This is a genomic window from Nocardia violaceofusca NBRC 14427 (assembly GCF_963869435.1).
Lineage (GTDB): Bacteria > Actinomycetota > Actinomycetes > Mycobacteriales > Mycobacteriaceae > Nocardia > Nocardia aobensis.
The window spans coordinates 132,390-152,683 of the sequence record NZ_CAWMPM010000027.1 but is presented as its reverse complement, the minus strand read 5'-3'; the positions used below and the strand labels follow the sequence as shown (position 1 = coordinate 152,683).

Genomic DNA, 20,294 nt, shown 5'->3' with positions numbered 1-20,294 from the left:
GCGAACTGTCTCGACTCTACGTCGGCGCTCACGTTCCTTCCTGTTACCGGCGGCAAGGCGGATGGAACGCGGGTTCATCGGTTGCTGATGCGAAAAAGCCGGTGCCGGAGCGCATCCGCACCCCGTGCACCGGCCTCGTTCACTCCGCCTCGATCACCCGCACCTCGCCGTCGGCGGCATCGGTCGCCTCGCCCGGCACGGTGAACCAGTGGCTGACCTCGCCCTCGGCCAGATCGCCGGCGATATCGCCGCTGGGCAGGACGGAGAGGGCGCCCGCGGTCGCGGAGGTCAGGAATTCCGCCAGCGCTGCCGGGCCCGCCGCCGCCGTGGTGTACGTGGTCGACTCGTAGTCGATCTCGTGCTCGGCGCGTAGGGCATCGGCATGCTCGAGGGCCTGTTCCTGGGTCAGCGTGCGCAGGGTGCCGTCGGCCGCCCGGACCACGAAGGCCGGATGGTCGTCCTGCAGGACCCGGACCCGGTCGGCGTAGGACACCGGATGTGCCTGCGCCGCATCGATTTCCGCCCGCACCTTCGGATCGGTCGGGACCAGCCAGCGCACCGATTTGGCCGCCGGTTCCAGCGCGATACCCCAGCCGGCGCCCGCGGCGACGATGTCGCCGAAGGACAGGCCGTCGGCGAACAGCGCCGCGGCGCCGGCCTTCTGGATCGCCCACAGCGCCACCACGGCATCGACCGAATGCGGCAGCGCCACCGCGACGATGTCACCCGGTCCGACACCACGCCCGATCAGCACCCGGGCCAGCTTCGACGACCGCGAATCCACCTCGTGATAGGCGATTTCGGCGTCGCCGGACAGCAGCGCGGGAGCCTGCGGATCCTCCTCGACCACATCGCCGAGGGCCTTGGCCACCGTACGGCTGCCGACCCGGCCTGGCTCGGCGACCGGTTCGGCGGTCACCGCGGCCCCGGCCAGGATGCGCGCCCGCTCCTCGGCGTCGAGGATGTCGATATCACCGACCGCGGCCGTCGGATCGCCGATCAGCGCGTCCAGCACCCGGCCCAGTCGCTCGGCGAGCGTGTGCACCTCCTCGGCGGTGAACCGGCTGGTGAGGTACTTCCAGGTCACCTCGATCGTCGATTCGGCGGTCACCAGCAGCGTCAGCGGGTAGTGGGTCGCGTCGTTGGTGCCGACACCGGTCACCGACATGCCGTCGATCGAGCTCGCCGCGGCGATCGCGTCGGTATCCATCGGATACGACTCGAACACCAGCAGCGTGTCGAATTGTGCTCCGGCACCGGCGATCCGCTGGATATCGGTGAGGCCGACGTAGTGGTGGTCGAGCAGATCGGCCTGATCGCGCTGCAGGCGCTGCAGCAGCTCACCGACCGACAGACGGTCGTCCACACCGACCCGCACGGGCAGCGTGTTGATGAACAGGCCGACCATCGATTCCACCCCGGTCAGCTCCGGCGGCCGGCCGGAGACCGTCGCGCCGAACACCACGTCGTCGCGGCCGGTGAGCCGGCCGAGCAGAATGCCCCACGCGGCCTGCACCAGCGTGTTCACCGTGACCCCGACCTCGGCGGCGTACTTGGTGATCCGGCGCGTGCGGTCCTCGTCGACCTCGGCGACGAACTTCTCGATCTCGTAGTGCTCGGGTCCACGCGCGGGCGGTGCGAGCTGGGTCGGCTCGTCCGCACCGGCCAGCGCCCGCGACCAGGTGCGCAGCGATTCCTCGCGGTCGCGCCCGGCCAGCCAGCTCAGGAAGTTCCGGTACGAGGACACCCGCGGCAGCGCGGCGGTATCACCGCGCACCGCGTAGAGCACCAGCAGATCCCGCATCAGCAGCGGCATCGACCAGCCGTCCACCAGGATGTGGTGGGTCGTGATGGCCAGATGGAACGTCTCGGCGTCGGTCCGATACAGCGTGAACCGCAGCAGCGGCCCCCGCGACATGTCGAAGTGCGTCGCCCGATCCTCTTCGAGCAGGCGCCTCAACTCCGGAATCCGCTGCGGCCGATCCAGATCCGTCAGATCGACGGTCCGCCACGGCACCTCGACCCGATCCGAGATCAGCTGTACCGCCCGGCCACCGGCATCGGTGACGAAGGAGGCGCGCAGGTTCGGGTAGCGGTCCAGGATGGCCTGACCGGCCGCCCGCAGCCGGTCCTCGTCGACCACGCCGCCCAGATCCACCACGGCCTGCATGGTGTAGACGTCCACGGTCTGCTGGGTCATCATCGCGTGGAACAGCAGACCCGACTGCAGCGGCGAGAGCGGCCAGACATCCGACAGACCCGGATCCTGCTGCTCCCACTCGTCGATCTCGGACTGCGCGACCTCCACCAGCGGCAGATCGGACGGCGTCAGACCGCCCGCTTCCGGCTGCCGGACGTGCTCGGCGAGCGCGGTCAGCGCCGCCACCCACAGATCCGCGAACTCCTGCACGCGCTGCTTGCCGAACAGCCCGGTCGGGAACGCGAAGGAGGCGGACAGCTGCGCGCCCTCGGGGCCGTCGGTGACGATCGCGTTGATGTCGATCGCGGCGTTGGCGGGCATATCCGGATCCATGTCGGCATCCAGCTGTCCCAGGTCCGCCACCGGCGCCCAGTCGAAACCGACCGGGCCCGAGGCGGTTTCGGCCGTCTCGGCGCCGGCACCGGTATCCGCGCGGCCCAGATAGTTGAAGCTGATCTGGGGTGCGGTGCCGGTCGCCAGTTCGGTTCCGGTCGCGGCATTCAGATAGCGCAGCAGGCCGTATCCGATGCCCTTGTCCGGCACCGCGAGCAGCTGCTCCTTCACCGATTTCACGATGTCGCCCAGCGCTTTTCCACCGCGCAGGGCGGTCGCCACATCGGCGTGGCCCAGATCCAGCCGCACCGGATAGGCACTGGTGAACCAGCCGACCGTGCGGGACAGATCGGCGCCCGGAACCACGCTCTCCTCACGGCCGTGACCTTCGAGCTTCACCAGCGCGGCACCGCCCGCGGATTCACCGCGCCACGTGCTCACCGCCAGCGCGAGCGCCGACAGCAGGCCGTCGTTGACGCCAGCCCGGTACTTGTCCGGCACGCCGGTCAGCACCGCATCGGTCACCTCGGCCGGGAGCAGCACCTCGACCCGGTCGACGGTGGCGAAGGTGTCGACCGCCGGGTCGAACGCCCGCTCGCCCAGCACCGGATCCTCGGCCGCCGAAATCCGCTGCCAGAACGGCAGTTCCGCGGTCCGCGTGGCCGCGGCGTCGACCAGGGCGTGCGCCCAGCGGCGCATGGAGGTGCCGTTCGCCGGCAGCGTCACGGCCTGATCCGACTTCAGCTGCGACCAGGCCACCGCGAGATCCGGGATCAGGATGCGCCACGACACACCGTCGACCACGAAGTGGTGGGCGACGATCACGAGCACGTCCCGGCGGCGCGGCGCGGCGTCGTCCTGCGCACCGGTGAAGGCGAACCACAGGAACTGCGTCATCACCGCGTTCGCCGGATCGAGGCGACCCAGCGCGGCGTCGTATTCGGCGCTCGCCCGGCGCGACAGTTCCGCCTCGGAGATGTCGCCGGGCAACTCGACCCGACGCACCAGGGCGTCGACATCGATCGCGCCCTGCTCCAGCGCCTCGAACGTCCATCCGTCCGTGGCGTCCACGGGGGCGGATTCGTCGCGCCGCAACCTGGTCCGCAGCACATCGTGGTGATCGACGACCGCGGCGACGGTCGCGACCAGGGTCTCCCGGTCGGTGTCGTCGGGCAGTCGCAGCGCCATGGCCTGCGAGAACCGCTGATACGACGAGCCGGTGCCGAGGATCGAGGCCATGATCGGCGTCATCGGGATCTCGCCGACACCGCCACCGGGCAGTTCGGCCAGCACCTGCTGCTCGGCCTCACCCGCGCGGGTGGCGATCTCCGCCAGCGCGGCCACGCTGCGCCGCTCGAAGACCTGCCGCGGCGTGAACAGCACACCGCGCGCCTTGGCCCGCGAGACCAGCTGGATCGACAGGATCGAGTCACCGCCGAGCGCGAAGAACGAATCGTCGAGCCCGACCTGATCGACGCCCAGCACCTCGGCGAACACCTCGGCGATGGTCGCCTCGAGCGCACTGGTCGGCGCCCGGAACTCGCGCGGCGCCAGCTGGGGTTCCGGCAGCGCCTTGCGGTCGAGCTTGCCGACCGGGGTCAGCGGAATCTCGTCCAGGACCACGATCGCCGAGGGCACCATATGCGGCGGCAGCACCGCGGCCACATGGTCGGTGACCGCCGCGGGATCGACCGCGCGCCCTGGCACGCCGAGCACGTAGGACACCAGAATCGTCGCACCGGCGGCGGTTTCGCGTCCGATGGTGATCGCGAATTCGACATCCGGATGCCGGCCGAGCACCGCGTCGATCTCACCGAGTTCGATGCGGAAGCCGCGGATCTTCACCTGGAAGTCGGTGCGGCCGACGTAATCGAGCTCCCACGGCACCTCCGGGCGGGCGATGTTGCCACCGCGCACATCCGGTTCGGCGTACCACCGCACCACGTCACCGGTGCGGTACATGCGGGTTCCGGGCGCACCCCACGGGTTGGCGACGAACCGCTCCGCGGTCAGCCCCGGCCGATGCTGGTAGCCGCGGGCCACCGCGCCGCCGGACAGGAACAGCTCACCGGCCACGCCCGGCGGCACCGGGTTCATCCGGGAGTCGAGCACCAGCGCCGACATACCGTGCACCGGGGTGCCGATGGTGATGTGGTCACCCGGGAACAACCGCGCGTACGAGGAGATGATCGTCGTCTCGGTCGGACCGTAGGCGTTGAAGTACTTGCGTCCCGGCTGCCATTTGGCCAGCAGTTCCGGCGTGGTCACATCGCCACCCACCGACGTCACCAGCAACTGCTCCTGGTCGGCCGGATCCATCGTGCCCAGCACCGCGGGCGTGATGATGGTGTGGGTGACCTGCTCGGTGCGCAGCAGCTCCGCCAGTTCCGGACCACCGATGATCTGCGACGGCGTGATCACCAGGGTGGCGCCGATGTAGAACGCGCACACCCATTCCAGCACCGACGGGTCGAAGCTGGGCGAGCAGATGTGCAGGAACCGATGCTGCGGCTCCAGGCCGTACAGGCTCGTCGCCACATCGGCCAGGCCACCGAGGCCGGCATGGGTCACCGTGACGCCCTTGGGCTTACCTGTCGAACCCGAGGTGTAGATGACGTACGCGGGGTGCGCCATCTGCAGCGGGGCGCGCCGGTCGGCATCGGTCACCGGTGCCGCCGACTGCGCGGCGCACAACTCGTCGGTCGCCGGATCGTCGAGGACCAGCCAGTCCACGTCGCCGGGCAGGTCGCCGACATACGCCGAACCGGTGATACCCAGCAGCGCACCGGAATCGGTGAGCATGTGGCGCACCCGATCCTCGGGGTAGTTCGGATCCACCGGCACGTGCGCGCCACCGGCCTTGGTGACGGCCAGCACGGCCAGCACCATCTCGTAGGACCGCGGGAACGAGACCGCGACCAGTTGCTCGGGTCCGACACCGCGTTCGATCAGCACCCGTGCCAGGCGCGAGGACCGGTCGTCGAGTTCGCCGTAGGTGATCGATTCACCGTTGTAGCGCACCGCGATTCGATCCCGGCCCAGCCGGACGCCGTGGCTCATCAGATCCGGCAGCAGACCGGTCGCCATCACCTCGTCGCCGTGGACGTGGGTGAGCAGCTCGTACTCGTCGGCGGCCAGCAGCGACAGATCGCCGACCGCGGTCTGCGGCTGCGCGACGATCGCCTCGAGCAGACGGGTGAACCGCTGCGCGAACACCTCCACCGTGGCCTCGTCGAAAAGGTCACGCGCATAGGAGAATTCGGCGTACATGCCGTTGCGGCCGTCGCCGGATTCCCGAACCGTCAGCGACAGGTCGAATTTCGCGGTGTCGACGTCGAAATCGAGTGCCGAGACGTGCAATCCGGGCAGTTCGAACGTGCTCTCGGGCAGGTTCTCGAACGACAGCGCCACCTGGAACAGCGGATGCCGCGCGGTGGAGCGTTCCGGATTGAGCAGTTCGACCAGCCGCTCGAACGGAATGTCGGCGTGCGCGAAGGCCTGCAGGTCCGCATCCTTGGCGTGACTCAGCAGCTCACCGAAGGTCAGCTCGCCGCGCACATGGGTCCGCAGCACCAGCGTGTTGACGAACATGCCGATCAGATCGTCGAGTTCGGCCTCGCCGCGGCCCGCGATCGGGGTGCCGATCGCGATGTCGTCGGTACCCGACATCCGCGCCAGGAACAGCGCGAGCGCGGTGTGCACGACCATGAACAGCGTCGCGTTCTGTTCGCGGGCGGTGCGCTGCAACCCGTCGTACAGCTCGTTGCCGATCGGGAACAGTACCCGGCCGCCCTGGAACGACTGCACGGTCGGCCGCGGGCGATCCGCGGGCAGGTTCAGCTCGTCCGGAATCCCGGCCAGTGCCTGCCGCCAGTAGTCGGCCTGGGCGCTGAGCAGGCTCTCCGGATCGTCCTCGGAGCCGAGCAGATCGCGCTGCCAGATGCTGAAGTCGGCGTACTGCACCGGCATCGGCGCCCACGCCGGTGCCGCGCCCTCGGCGCGCGAGGCGTAGGCCACCATCAGATCCCGGGTCAGCGGGCCCATCGACCAGCCGTCGGCCGCGATGTGGTGCGCGACGAAGACCAGCACGAAGTCGGTGTCGGTGACCTGGAACAGGCGGATGTGGAACGGAATCTGCGCGGTCACGTCGAAACCGGTCGTCACCGCGGCGGCGACGGCCTCGACCACGCCGGATTCGTCGATCCGCACCGGCTCGAGATCGATCGCCACCTCCGCCGGCGACAGCACCCGCTGCACCGGACCGGCATCGGTCTCGGGATAGACCGTGCGCAGGATCTCGTGACGTGCGATGAGATCGGCAACCGCCGCACGCAGCGCGGACACATCGAGCGCGCCGGAGAGCCGGATCGCCACCGGGATGTTGTCCACCGACGAGGTGGTGTCGAACTGGTTGAGGAACCACATGCGGTTCTGCGCCAGCGACAGCGGGATGTGCTCGGGGCGCGGTCCCGCGGTCAGCGGCGGGCGACCACCGGCACCGGCCTGCTGTTCGACCTTGGCGGCCAGCCCGGCCACCGTCGAGGCTTCGAACAGCGCCCGCACCGGCACCCGGGTGTCGAGCAACGCACCGAGGCGCGCGGCGACCTGCGTGGCCAGCAGCGAGTTACCGCCGAGGGCGAAGAAGTCGTCGTCGGCGCCGACCCGCTCGACCGACAGCACGTCGGTGTAGACGGAGGCGACCGCCTCTTCGATCGGTGTCGAGGGCGCCCGGAAGGCGGTGGTCTCGAATTCCGGTTCGGGCAGCGCGCGCCGGTCCAGTTTGCCGTTGATGTTCAGCGGCAACGCGTCCAGTTCGACGAACGCCGAGGGCACCATGTACGACGGCAACGCCGCGTTCAGTGCCGACTTCACCCCGTCGATGTCGAGGCTCTCGCCGGCCGGCACCAGATAGGCGACCAGCCGGTCGCCGATGCGCGGATCCGACTTCGCGAGCACCGCGACCTGCGCGACCTCGTCCAGGCCGAGCAGCGCCGACTCGATCTCGCCGAGTTCGATGCGGAAGCCGCGGATCTTGACCTGGAAGTCGGTGCGGCCCTGATAGTCCAGCTCGCCCTGCGCATTCCAGCTCACCAGGTCACCGGTGCGGTACATCCGGGTGCCGGGCTCGAAGGGGTTGGCCACGAACCGGTCCGCGGTCAGATCCGGCCGCGCGAAGTAACCGCGGGCCAGCTGCGCACCGGCCAGATACAACTCACCGGCGACGCCGTCCGGAACCGGGTGCAGACGCGAATCCAGCACGTAGACCCGGCTGTTCCACTCCGGCACACCGATCGAGACCGACTGCTGTTCGTCCGCGGCGACGCGGTGGCTGGTGATCGAGACCGCGGCCTCGGTCGGGCCGTACAGGTTGAACAGTTCACCGGCGTTGTCGCGGCGGAACCGCTGCGCGGTCGCACCCGGCAGCGCCTCACCGATCGCCAGCACGCGACGCAGCGAATTCGTCAGCGTCCCATCGGATTCGGTGAGCAGCGCGTCCAGCATCGAGGGAACCACGTGCAGCGTGGTGACCGCCTCGCGGGCCATCAGCTCGTTGAGGTAGGCCGGATCGCGGTGGCCGTCCGGCGCCGCGATCACCAGGCGCCCGCCGGAGACGGCCGCCGACCAGAACTCCCAGACCGACAGGTCGAAGGTGGCCGCGGTCTTCAGCAGCACCGAATCCTCGGCGCCCAGGCCGAATTCGGCGATCTTCCACAGCAACTGGTTGACCACCGCGGCGTGCGGGACCGCCACACCCTTCGGCCGCCCGGTGGAACCGGAGGTGAAGATGACGTAGGCGGTGTGCTGCGGGAGCAGCGGCGCGACCCGTTCGGCGTCCTCGATCGGCGAATCGTCACCGGTGGTGTCGAGGTCGTCGACGCGGACCACCGGTGCGACCTCGGTCTCGAACGCGGCGTCGGCATCGGTGAGCACACACACCACATCGGCGGTGTCGAGGATGTAGCCGGTGCGTTCGGCCGGCTGATCCGGATCCACCGGCACATAGGTGCCGCCGGCCACGGTCACCGCGTACATGGCGACCACCAGGTCGACCGAGCGGCGCATCGCCAGCGCGACCCGCGACTCCGGTCCGACACCGAGCGAAATCAGATGACGGGCCAGCAGATTCACCCGGCGGTCGAGTTCCGCGTAGGTCATCCGGGTGCCGTCGGCCCCGACCAGTGCGTCCCGCTCGGAGTGGGTGTCGACCGTCGCGTCCAGCAGCGAGGCCAGCGTCGCCGACCGGTCCACCGGGTGATCGGTGGCATTGCGGGCGGAGACCAGCGCATCGCGTTCGGCGGCGTCGAGCAGATCGATATCGCCGACCGCGGTGCGCGGTTCGGCCACGATCGCGCCCAGCATCCGCACGAAGCGATCCACGAAGCCCGCCACCGTCTCGTGGTCGAACAGGTCGGTCGCGTAGGTGAAGAATCCGGTGATGCCTTCGGGCGCACCGGTGTCGCTGTAGCGGTCGGTGGCGATCAGGTGCAGGTCGAACTGTGAGAGCTGGGTGTCGAAGTCCAGTCCGCTCACTCGCAGGCCCGGCAGTTCCAGCGTGGCCTGGGCCAGGTTCTGGAACGACAGGCCCACCTGGAACAGCGGATGCCGCGCGGTGGAGCGCACCGGGTTGAGCACCTCGACCAGCCGCTCGAACGGCACATCGGCGTTGGCGAAGGCCTGGATGTCGATATCGCGCTGACGCCCCAGCAGTTCGGTGAAGCCGGCCCCGGCGTCGACCTGGGTGCGGAACACCAGCGTGTTGACGAACATACCGATCAGGTCGTCGAGTACGGCCTCACCGCGACCGGCCATCGGCGTGCCGATGGCGATGTCGTCGGAACCCGACAGCCGCGACAGCAGGACGGCCAGCGCGGTGTGCACGACCATGAACAGCGTCGCGCCCTCGGTGCGGGCCAGGTCGATCAGCGCGCGATGCAGTTCGGCATCGATGCGCATCTCGACCTTGCCGCCGGCGAAACTCTGCACGGCCGGACGCGGGCGATCCGCCGGCAGATCGAGCTGATCGGGCAGCTCGGCCAGCGCCTGCTTCCAGTACGCGACCTGCTTGGAGGCCAGCGAATCCGGATCGTCCTCGCTGCCCAGCAGTTCGCGCTGCCAGATGCTGTAGTCGGCGTACTGGACCGCCAGCGGCGCCCAGTTCGGCGCCAGCCCGGCCGCGCGGGCCGCGTAGGCGGTCATCAGATCGCGAGTCAGCGGGCCCACCGACGAACCGTCGCCGGAGATGTGGTGCACGACCATCGCGAGCACGTATTCGCCTGTGCCGCTCGCGGTTTCGGTATCGCTACCGGAACGGACCTCGAACAGCGCGACCCGCACCGGCACCTCGGTGGTGACGTCGAAGCTGGTGTTGATCAGCGCGACCACCTCGGACTCCACCGCGGCGGCATCGACCACGCGCAGTTCGAGCTCCGGAATCGCCTGGGCCGCGGGCAGGATCACCTGCACCGGGCCCTGGTCGGTCTGCGGGTAGACGGTGCGCAGGATCTCGTGGCGCGCCACCAGATCCGCCATCGCGGCCCGCAGCGCCGACACGTCCAGCGCACCGCTCAACCGCACCGCGATCGGCACGTTGTAGGCGGCCGAGGCGGTGTCGAAGCGGTTGAGGAACCACATCCGCTGCTGCGCCAGCGACAGCGGGATCCGCGGCGGGCGCGGTGCGGCGGTCAGCGCGCGGCGACCGCCGGCATCGGCGTGATGCTCGACCCGGGTGGCGAGCGCGGCGACCGTGGAGGCCTCGAACAGCAGGCGCACCGGCACCCGGGTGTTCAGGGCCTCGCCCAGGCGCGCGGCGACCTGCGTGGCGAGCAGCGAGTTACCGCCCCACGCGAAGAAGTCGTCGTCGCGGCCCATCGTGCCGGATTCCTTGCGCAGCACATCGGCGAAGGTGTTGGCCACGATCTGCTCGATCGGGGTCACCGGCGCGCGGAAGACGGCCTTCTCGAAGACCGGTTCGGGCAGGGCGGCGCGGTCCAGTTTGCCGTTGGCGTTCAGCGGCAGCGCGTCCAGCTGCATGAACACCGACGGCACCATGTAGGACGGCAGCTGTTCGGCCAGCGCGGCCTGCAATGCCTGCTTGTCCAGCTCGGCGGTGCCGACCACGTAGGCGACCAGGCGATCGCCCAGATTCGGATCCGCGTGCGCGACAACGGCGGTCGCGGTGACGACCGGCTGCCGCAGCAGCACCGCCTCGATCTCGCCGAGTTCGATGCGGAAGCCGCGGATCTTCACCTGGAAGTCGGTGCGGCCCCGATAGTCCAGTTCGCCCCGCTCGGTCCAGGCCACCAGGTCACCGGTGCGGTACATCCGCGTGCCCGGCGCCCCGAACGGATCGGCGACGAACCGGTCCGCGGTCAGATCCGCGCGACCGAAGTAGCCGCGCGCGAGCTGCGCACCGGCCAGGTACAGCTCACCCGGCACACCCACCGGAACGGGCCGCAGCCGCGAATCCAGCACGTACACCCGGCTGTTCCACTCCGGCGCACCGATCGACACCGACTGCCGGTCGGCGGTGGTGACGCGATGGCTGGTGATCGAGACCGCGGCCTCGGTCGGGCCGTACAGGTTGAACAGCGCGGCCCCGGCGGTCTGCAGGAAGCGCTGCGCGGTCGCGGCCGGCAGCGCCTCACCGATGGCGAGCACCCGCTTCAGCGACGAGCTGAGCATGCCTTCGCTCTCGGTGAGCAGAGCGTCCAGCATCGACGGCACCACGTGCAGCGTGGTGACGGCGGTGCCGAGCATCAGATCGTTGAGGTAGGCCGGATCGCGATGTCCCTCGGGCGCGGCCACCACCAGGCGGCCACCGCAGGCGGCGGCGGTCCAGAACTCCCACACCGACAGGTCGAAGGTGGCCGCGGTCTTGAGCAGCACCGAATCCCCGGCGCCGAGGCCGAATTCGGCGATCTCCCAGCGCAACTGGTTGACGATGGCGCCGTGCGACACCACCACGCCCTTGGGGCGGCCCGTCGAACCGGAGGTGAAGATCACGTACGCGGCATTGCCGGCGGTGAGTTCACGCAACCGCTCCCCCGTGGTGATCAGCGCCGCCGAGTACCCCGAGAGCTCGAGCCCGTCGAGTTCGATCACCGGACGCTGCGGGGTCCAGCGCAGCGCGCTCTCGTCGTCGTCGCCGGCGGTGGCCGCGACGACGGCCGAGGTGGTCAGCACACAGGCGGGGGCGGCCGTCTCGAGGATGTAGTCGATGCGTTCGGCGGGCTGGCCCGGATCGATCGGCACGTAGGCCGCACCGGTCTTGGCCACCGCGTACATCGCGACGATCAGCTCCACCGAGCGGCCCAGTGCCAGCGCCACCCGATCCTCGGTGCCGATCCCGCATTCGACGAGGTAGCGCGCCAAGCGGTTCACTCGCGCGTCGAGGTCGCCGTAGGTCAGCACCTGCTGCGCCGTTCCGGTGGCCTCGGTGTCGACCACCAGCGCGACCGCGGTCGGATCGGCGGCGACCGTGTCATCGAGCAGCGACACCAGCGTCGCCTCGGTGTCGATCGGGTGGGCGGTCTCGTTCCACTGCCACAGGATCCGCTCGTTCTCGGCCGGATCCAGCAGGTCGATATCACCGACCGGGCCGGACACGTCCGCGATCACCGCATCGAGCACCCGGACGAACCGGTCCGCGAAGCCCTGCACCGTCGACTCGTCGAAAAGGTCGATGGCATAACCGAATTCGGTGATGATCTCGGCCGGTGAACCGTCCTCGGCGTAGCGGTCGTAGAGCGTCACGTGCAGATCGGTCTTGGCCAGCTGGGAATCGAAATTCACCGCGCTCACCGAGAGACCCGGCAGTTCCAGGGCGGTCTCGGCCAGGTTCTGGAACGACAGACCCACCTGGAACAGCGGGTTGCGCGCCGTGGACCGCACCGGGTTGAGCACCTCGACCAGCCGCTCGAACGGCACGTCGGCGTTGGTGAAGGCCTCGAGGTCGCGCTCGCGCACATCGGCGAGCAGCTCGGCGAAGCTCGCGTTGCCGTCGATGCGGGTGCGGAACACCAGCGTGTTGACGAACATGCCGATCAGATCGTCGAGTTCGCGCTCACCACGTCCGGCGATCGGGGTGCCCACGGCGATATCGCCGGTCCCCGAGAGCCGCGAGAGCAGGACGGCCAGCGCCGCGTGCACGACCATGAACAGCGAGGCGTTGTTCGCGCGCGCCAGCTCGTGCAGGCGGGCGTGGCGCTGCGGGTCGATCTCGAAGCGAATCGCCTTGCCCTGGAACGACTGGGCCGGCGGACGCGGACGGTCGGTCGGCAGTTCCAGCTGATCCGGCAGCCCGTCGAGAGCCGTGGTCCAGTAGGCCACCTGCTGGGCGGCCAGCGATTCCGGGTCCTCCTCGGAGCCGAGCACCTCGCGCTGCCACAGCGCGTAATCGGCGTACTGCACCGGCAGCGGCGTCCACTGCGGCGCCTCACCCTGGACGCGTGCGGCGTAGGCCGCCATCAGATCACGGGCCAGCGGTCCCATCGAGGAACCGTCGGCGGCGACGTGGTGGACGGTGAACGCGAGGACGTGTTCCTCGGCCGCCTGGTCCCCGCCGGTGATCCGGAACAGCGCGACCTTCAGCGGCACCTCGGCGGTGACATCGAAGGTGGTCATCGCGAATTCGATGATGCGGTCCAGCAATTCGGACTCGTCGACCGCCACCGGCTCCAGCGGGGGCGCGGTTTCGGTCGCGGGCAGGATCACCTGGTGCGGGCCGTCCGCCGAACGCGGGTAGGTGGTGCGCAGCACCTCGTGGCGGGCCAGCACGTCACCGAGCGCGCGTTCCATGGCCGCGACGTCGAGGGCACCCGACAGCCGCACCGCGAGCGGAATGTTGTCCACCGCGGAGGTGGTGGTGTCGAACTGGTTGAGGAACCAGTAGCGCTGCTGCGCCGGTGAGAGCGGAATCCGTTGCGGCCGTTGCCCGGCCACCAGCTTCGGCCGGGTCCGGCCGGTTCCGGCGCCCTGCTCCAGGCGCGCGGCCAGGGCGGCGACGGTCGACGCCTCGAACAGATCGCGCACCGCCAGCTGGGTGTCGAGCGCGGCGCCCAGACGTGCGGTCACCTGGGTGGCGATCAGCGAGTTGCCGCCCAGTTCGAAGAAGTCGTCGTCGAGACCGACGCGGGTCACGCCGAGCACATCGCTGAACGTGCCGGCCACGATCTCCTCGATCGGGGTGGCCGGGGCGCGGAACTGCCGGGCCTCGAACACCGGCGCCGGCAGCGCCTTGCGGTCCAGCTTGCCGGAGGCGTTGAGCGGGAACGCGTCCAGCACCACGAACGCCGAGGGCACCATGTAGCCGGGCAGCGCCTCGCCGAGTTCGGTGCGCACCGCGTCGGCGTCGACCGTGGCGCCGATCGTGGGCACCACATAGGCGACCAGCTGATCGCCGAGCCGGTCGTCGGAGCGCACGACCACCACGGCCTGCGCGACCGCGTCGACCGCCACCAGCGCCGATTCGATCTCACCCAGTTCGATGCGCAGACCGCGCAACTTCACCTGGAAGTCGGTGCGGCCCAGGTATTCCAGTTCGCCGGAGGAGTTCCAGCGCACCAGGTCACCCGTGCGGTACATCCGCTCGCCGTCACCGAAGGGGTTGGCCACGAACCGATCCGAGGTCAGATCGGCACGCGCGACATATCCGCGCGCCAGCTGATCACCGGCCAGATACAGCTCACCCGCGACGCCGGTGGCGACCGGGTGCAACCGCGAATCCAGCACGTAGACACGGGTGTTCCACACCGGGCGGCCGATCGGCACCGCGACGGTGTCGACCTCGGTCACCTCGTGATAGGTGACGTCGACCGCGGCCTCGGTCGGGCCGTAGAGGTTGTGCAGCCGGGCGCCGGTCAGTTCGATCAGGCGCTGGGCGGTGACCGCGGGCAGTGCCTCACCGGAGGCGAACACCCGGCGCAGCGTCGTGCAGTCGGCGCCGGAGGCGTCCAGCGCGGCGACGAAGACCGACAGCATCGACGGCACGAAGTGCACGGTGGTGATGCGCTCGGCGTCGATCAGCTCCGCCAGATAGGCCGGATCGCGGTGGCCGTCGGGCTTGGCGACGACCAGGCGCGCACCGACCTGCAGCGGCCAGAAGAATTCCCACACCGACACGTCGAAGGTGGCGGGCGTCTTCTGCAGCACGACGTCGTCGAGGTAGAGGTCGTACTCGTCCTGCATCCAGGCCAGGCGGTTCACGATCGCGGCATGGCTGACGGCCACACCCTTCGGCCGCCCGGTGGAACCGGAGGTGAAGATCACGTAGGCGGTGTGCGCGGGCCGCAGCGGCGCGATGCGGTCGGCATCGGCCACCGGGTCGTCGGCGTACTCCGACAGCTCCAGGCCGTCGATCGCCAGGACCGGCACGTCCGGCCGCGCCGCGAGCGGGCTGTCCGCGGTGGTCAGCACGCAGACCGGATTCGCGGTCGCCAGTACGTATTCGGTGCGCTCGGCCGGGTGGTCGGGGTCCAGCGGCACATAGCCACCACCGGCGACGGTCACCGCGTACATGCCGATGACCAGTTCCAGCGAACGCCGCATATGCAGCGCCACCAGCGAATCCGGGCCCACGCCCTGCTCGATCAGGTGGCGAGCGAGCCGGTTCACCCGCGCCGCCAGCTCGCCGTAGGACAGAGTTGTCCCCTCGAACGTGAGCGCCGGTTCGTCGGGATCGCGTTCGACCTGCCTGTCGAACATCGAGGCCAGTGTCAGCGCGACGGTGCCGGCCGCCCGACCGAGCACGACGCGGTCGACGTCGTAGGCGGTGGCGTTCCAGTTGTCGACGATGGTGCGGCGTTCGACGGCGTCGAGCAGGTCGATATCGCCGAGCGCGGCGGCCGGATCCGCGGTCACCGCGTCCAGCATCCGGACCAGGCGATCGGCGAAGGCCGCGACGGTCCGGGCATCGAACATGTCTGTGGCGTACGCCAATTCGGCCGACATACCCACGGAGGGGCCGGGCGCCGCATCGGACGCAGCGGAACCGTCGGCGGCGAAGCGCTCGGTGAGGTTCAGGTGCAGATCGAATTTCGCGGTCAGCACATCCAGCGGCAGGCCGCCGACCTCGAGATCCGGCAGTGCGAACGACGCCTCACCGGTGTTCTGGAACGACAGCATCACCTGGAACAGCGGATGCCGCGCCTGCGAACGCGCCGGATTCAGAATCTCCACCAGCCGTTCGAACGGCAGATCCGCATGCCCGAAGGCGGCGAGATCGGATTCCTTGGTGCGCGCGAGCAATTCGGTGAACGACATCGCCGGATCGACACTGCTGCGCAGCACCAGCGTGTTGACGAACATGCCGATGGCGTCGTCCAGCGCGGCCTCACCACGGCCGGCGACGGCGGTGCCGATGGCCAGATCGTCACTGCCGGACAACCGCGCCAGCAGCGCCGCGAAGGCCGCGTGCGTCACCATGAACAGGCTGGCGCCGTGGGTGCGGGCCAGCGCGTTGAGCCGGCGCACCAGCTCGGCGTCGAGCGAGAACTCGTGCACGCCACCGCGATACGAGGCGACAGCGGGACGCGGCCGGTCGGCGGGCAGATCCAGCTGCTCGGGCAGACCCGCCAGATGCTGCGACCAGTACGACACCTGCTGGGCGATCAGCGATTGCGGATCGTCCTCGGAACCGAGCGTTTCCCGTTGCCACAGGGCGTAATCGGCGTACTGCACCGGCAGCGGCGCCCACCCCGGCGCGGCGCCCTGCGAGCGCGCCGCGTAGGCGAGCATCACATCGCGGGCCAGCGGGCGCACCGACCAGCCGTCACCGGAGATGTGGTGGACGACGAAGACCAGCACGTAGTCCGGCGCCGGCTCGCCCGCGCCGTTGCCGCTCGCGTGCTCGACGCGGAACAGCTTGGCGCGCACCGGAACCGCGGCGGTGACGTCGAAGCCGGTGAGGACCAGCTCGCGCACGCGCTGGGGCAGTTGCGCCTCGGTCACCGGTTCGGCATCCAGTTCCACCGCGTCGCGGTCGGCCGGCAGGATCACCTGCACGCCCTGGCCTTCGGAGGTCTCCGGATAGACCGTGCGCAGCACCTCGTGGCGTTCGATCACATCCGCGACGGCCTCGCGCAGGGCGTCGACGTCGAGCGCTCCGGTGAGCCGGACCGCCATCGGGATGTTGTTGACCGCGCTGGCGGTGTCGAAGCGGTTGAGGAACCACATCCGCTGCTGTGCCAGCGAGAGCGGAATCTCCTCCGGTCGCGGCCCCGCCACCAGGGCGCGGCGGCCACCGGAACCGGCGTGTGTCTCCAGCCGGGCGGCCAGCGCCGCCACGGTCGGCGCCTCGAACAGGGTCCGCACCGGGATGCGCGTGTTCAGCGCCTGGCCCAGGCGGGCGACCACCTGGGTGGCGATCAGCGAGTTGCCGCCCAGTTCGAAGAAGTCGTCGTCGAGTCCGACCGGCCGCGCGTCGGTGTCGATGCCCAGCACTTCGGCGACGGTGGCGGCGACGATCTCCTCGACCGGCGTGGTCGGGGCGCGGAACTCCCGTGCCTCGAATTCCGGTGCGGGCAGCGCGCGCCGGTCCAGCTTGCCGTTCGCGCTCAGCGGCAGGGCGTCGAGCACGACGATCGCGGCCGGAACCATATAGGAGGGCAGCCGCGCCGCGAGCTGCGCGCGAACCGCGTCGACATCGATCTCACCGGCGCCGGCGGCGGGCACGACATAGCCGACCAGCTGTTCGCCGATCCGCTCGTCGGAACGCACCACGGCCACCGCCTGTGCGACCGAATCCTGTGCGGTGAGCGCGGATTCGATCTCGCCGAGCTCGATGCGCAGACCGCGCAACTTCACCTGGAAGTCGGTGCGGCCCATGTATTCGATGGCACCGTCGGCGCCGCGGCGCACCAGGTCACCGGTGCGGTACATGCGGGAACCACTGCCGCCGAAGGGATTCGCGACGAAGCGGTCCGCGGTCAGGTCGGTGCGGCCGAAGTAGCCGCGCGCCAGCTGCGCGCCGGCCAGATACAGCTCACCCGCGACACCGGCCGGAACCGGATGCAGCCGCGCGTCCAGGATGTAGGCCTGCGCGTTCCACACCGGCAGGCCGATCGGCACCGCGCCGGCGATATCCGCCGCGACCGGCATCGCGGTGGCGTGCACGGTGAATTCGGTGGGGCCGTACAGGTTGTGCAGTTCGGCGGTGCCGATGCGGCGGTAGGCCTGCGCGGCGTCGGCGGTGAACGCCTCACCCGCGATCAGCAGGGTACGCAGCGACGACACCTCCGCGGCCGTACCCGCGTGCACGCTGTCGGAGAACACCGACAGCATCGACGGCACGAACGAGGTCATCGTGACCTGCTGGGCCGCGATCACCTCGGCGAGGTAGCCGGGATCACGGTGGCCGTCCGGCGCCGCGATCACCAGGCGCGCGCCGGTGGCGGTCGCACCGAACAGCTCCCACACCGACACGTCGAAGGTCGGCGGCGTCTTGAACAGCACCACGTCATTCGCGCCGATGCCGTATTCGGCGGTGATCCAGCGGATCTGGTTCACCACCGCGGCCTGCGAGACCGCCACGCCCTTCGGCCGTCCGGTGGAGCCGGAGGTGAAGATCACGTAGGCGAGGTGCTCCGGCCGCAGCGGGGCACGCCGTTCGGTGTCGTCGAGTTCGCCGTCCGGGTAGCCGGACAGGTCCAGCTCGTCGATGCGCACGGCGGTCGCGGCACCCTCGAGCGCGCGATCGATGTCCGCGCCGTCGCGTGCGGTGGTGAGCACGGCGATCGGGGCGGCGGTGTCGACCACGTAGCGGATGCGCTCACCCGGCTGTTCCAGATCCAGCGGCACGTACGCGCCACCGGCCTCCAGCACCGCGTAGGCGGCCACGACGAGGTCGAGCGAACGCCGCACGGCCAGTGCCACGCGCGCGTCCGGGCCCACCCCCGCCTCGACCAGATACCGCGCGAGTCGCTGGGCCCGCGCCGCGAATTCGGCGTAGGTCAGCGTGACGCCGGCCTCCGGATCGACGACCGCGACCGCGTCCGGGGTCTGCTCGACCTGGGCGTGGAAGTCGGCCAGCAGGGTGGTGGCACCCTCGCGGCGCACCGGCAGATGGCGTGCGGTGTTGTTCCAGCCGCGCAGTTCCCGCGCCGCCTCGGCGGGAGCGAGCAGATCGATGTCGCCCACCCGGGCCGCCGGTTCGGCGACCACGGCGGACAGCACCCGCACCAGGCGGTCGGCGAAGCCGGCGATCGTCGCGCCGTCGAAAAGGTCGGTGGCGTAGACGAATTCGGCGGTGATACCGGCGGCCGTGGCGGCGCCGTCGGCCGTCTCGGCGGTCTCCTCGGTGAGCACCAGCTGCAGATCGAATTTCGCGGTGTCGATCGGCAGTTCCACACCGCTGACCGTCAGCCCCGGCAGTTCCAGGGCGTTCTGGCCGGTGTTCTGGAACGACAGCATCACCTGGAACAGCGGATGCCGCGCCTGCGAACGGGCCGGGTTCAGGATTTCCACCAGCCGCTCGAACGGGAGATCCGCATGCCCGAAGGCGGCGATATCGGTGCTGCGCACCGACTGCAGCAGATCGGTGAAGCTCGCGCCGCCGTCGATCTCGGTCCGCAACACCAGGGTGTTGACGAACATGCCGATCAGATCGTCGAGCGCGCGCTCACCGCGGCCGGCCACCGGCGTGCCGATGGCGATATCGGACTCCCCGCTCAGCCGCGACAGCACCAGCGCCAGCGCCGCGTGCGTGACCATGAACATGGTCGCGCCGCGAGTGCGGGCCAGTTCGGCGAGCCGGGCGTGCACGTCGGCATCGATGTGGAAGGTGTGCGTCGCGCCGCGGCCGGAGGCGACGGCCGGACGCGGCCGGTCGGCGGGCAGATCGAGCTGTTCGGGCACTCCGCGCAGTGCGTCGCGCCAGTATTCGATCTGGTCGGCGATCACCGATTCCGGATCGTCCTCGCGGCCGAGCACCTCGCGCTGCCAGAGCGCGAAGTCGGCGTACTGCACCGGCAGCGGCGCCCAGGCCGGTTCGCCACCCTCGACGCGCGCACCGTAGGCGGTCATCACGTCGCGGGTCAGCGGGCCCATCGAGAAGCCGTCGGCGGAGATGTGGTGCACCACCAGGGCCAGCACGTGTTCGGTCGGGCTGACCTCGAACAGCCGGGCCCGGAACGGCACCTCGACGGTGACGTCGAAGCCGGTGCCGACCAGCTCCGAAATCCGCTGCGGCAGTTCGGTTTCGGTGACGTCGATCGGCGTGAGATCGGGGATGACCTTCGAGGTCGGCACGATCTCCTGGTAGGCGGTCCCGTCCACCTCGGGGTAGCGGGTGCGCAGCGATTCGTGGCGCGCCAGCACATCGGCGACCGCGATCTGCAGTGCCTGCCGGTCCAGCAGACCCGACAGCCGCACCGCGGCCGGGATGTTGTCCACCGCGGATTCGGGATCGAAGCGGTTGAGGAACCACATCCGCTGCTGCGCCAGCGACAGCGGCACCAGCTCGGGCCGATGCTGCGGCACCAGCGCCGCGCGACCGCCCGCACCGGAACGGGTCTCGGCCCGCGCCGCCAGACCGGCGACGGTGGAGGCCTCGAAGATCTCGCGCACGCCCAGCTGGGTGTCGAGGGCCGAGGACAACCGCGCGGCCACCTGGGTGGCGATCAGCGAGTTGCCGCCGAGGGCGAAGAAATCGTCGTCCAGGCCGACCCGGTCCACGCCGAGCACCTCGGCGAAGGTGCCCGCGACGATCTGCTCCACCGGGGTGACCGGCGCGCGGAACACCGCCGCCTCGAACACCGGGGCGGGC

The 20,294-nt window shown here is 70.1% G+C and carries 1 protein-coding gene (only partly in view); it reads right to left on the bottom strand.

Annotated elements, in window-relative coordinates:
- Positions 1-139: 139 nt before the first annotated feature.
- Positions 140-20,294: the 3' end of a non-ribosomal peptide synthetase gene (locus AC5592_RS22755; RefSeq protein WP_063065391.1), read on the bottom strand. 23,897 nt of this gene lie beyond the right edge of the window; the window shows 20,155 of its 44,052 coding nt (coding positions 23,898-44,052); its start codon lies off the right edge, out of view; it ends in the stop codon at positions 140-142.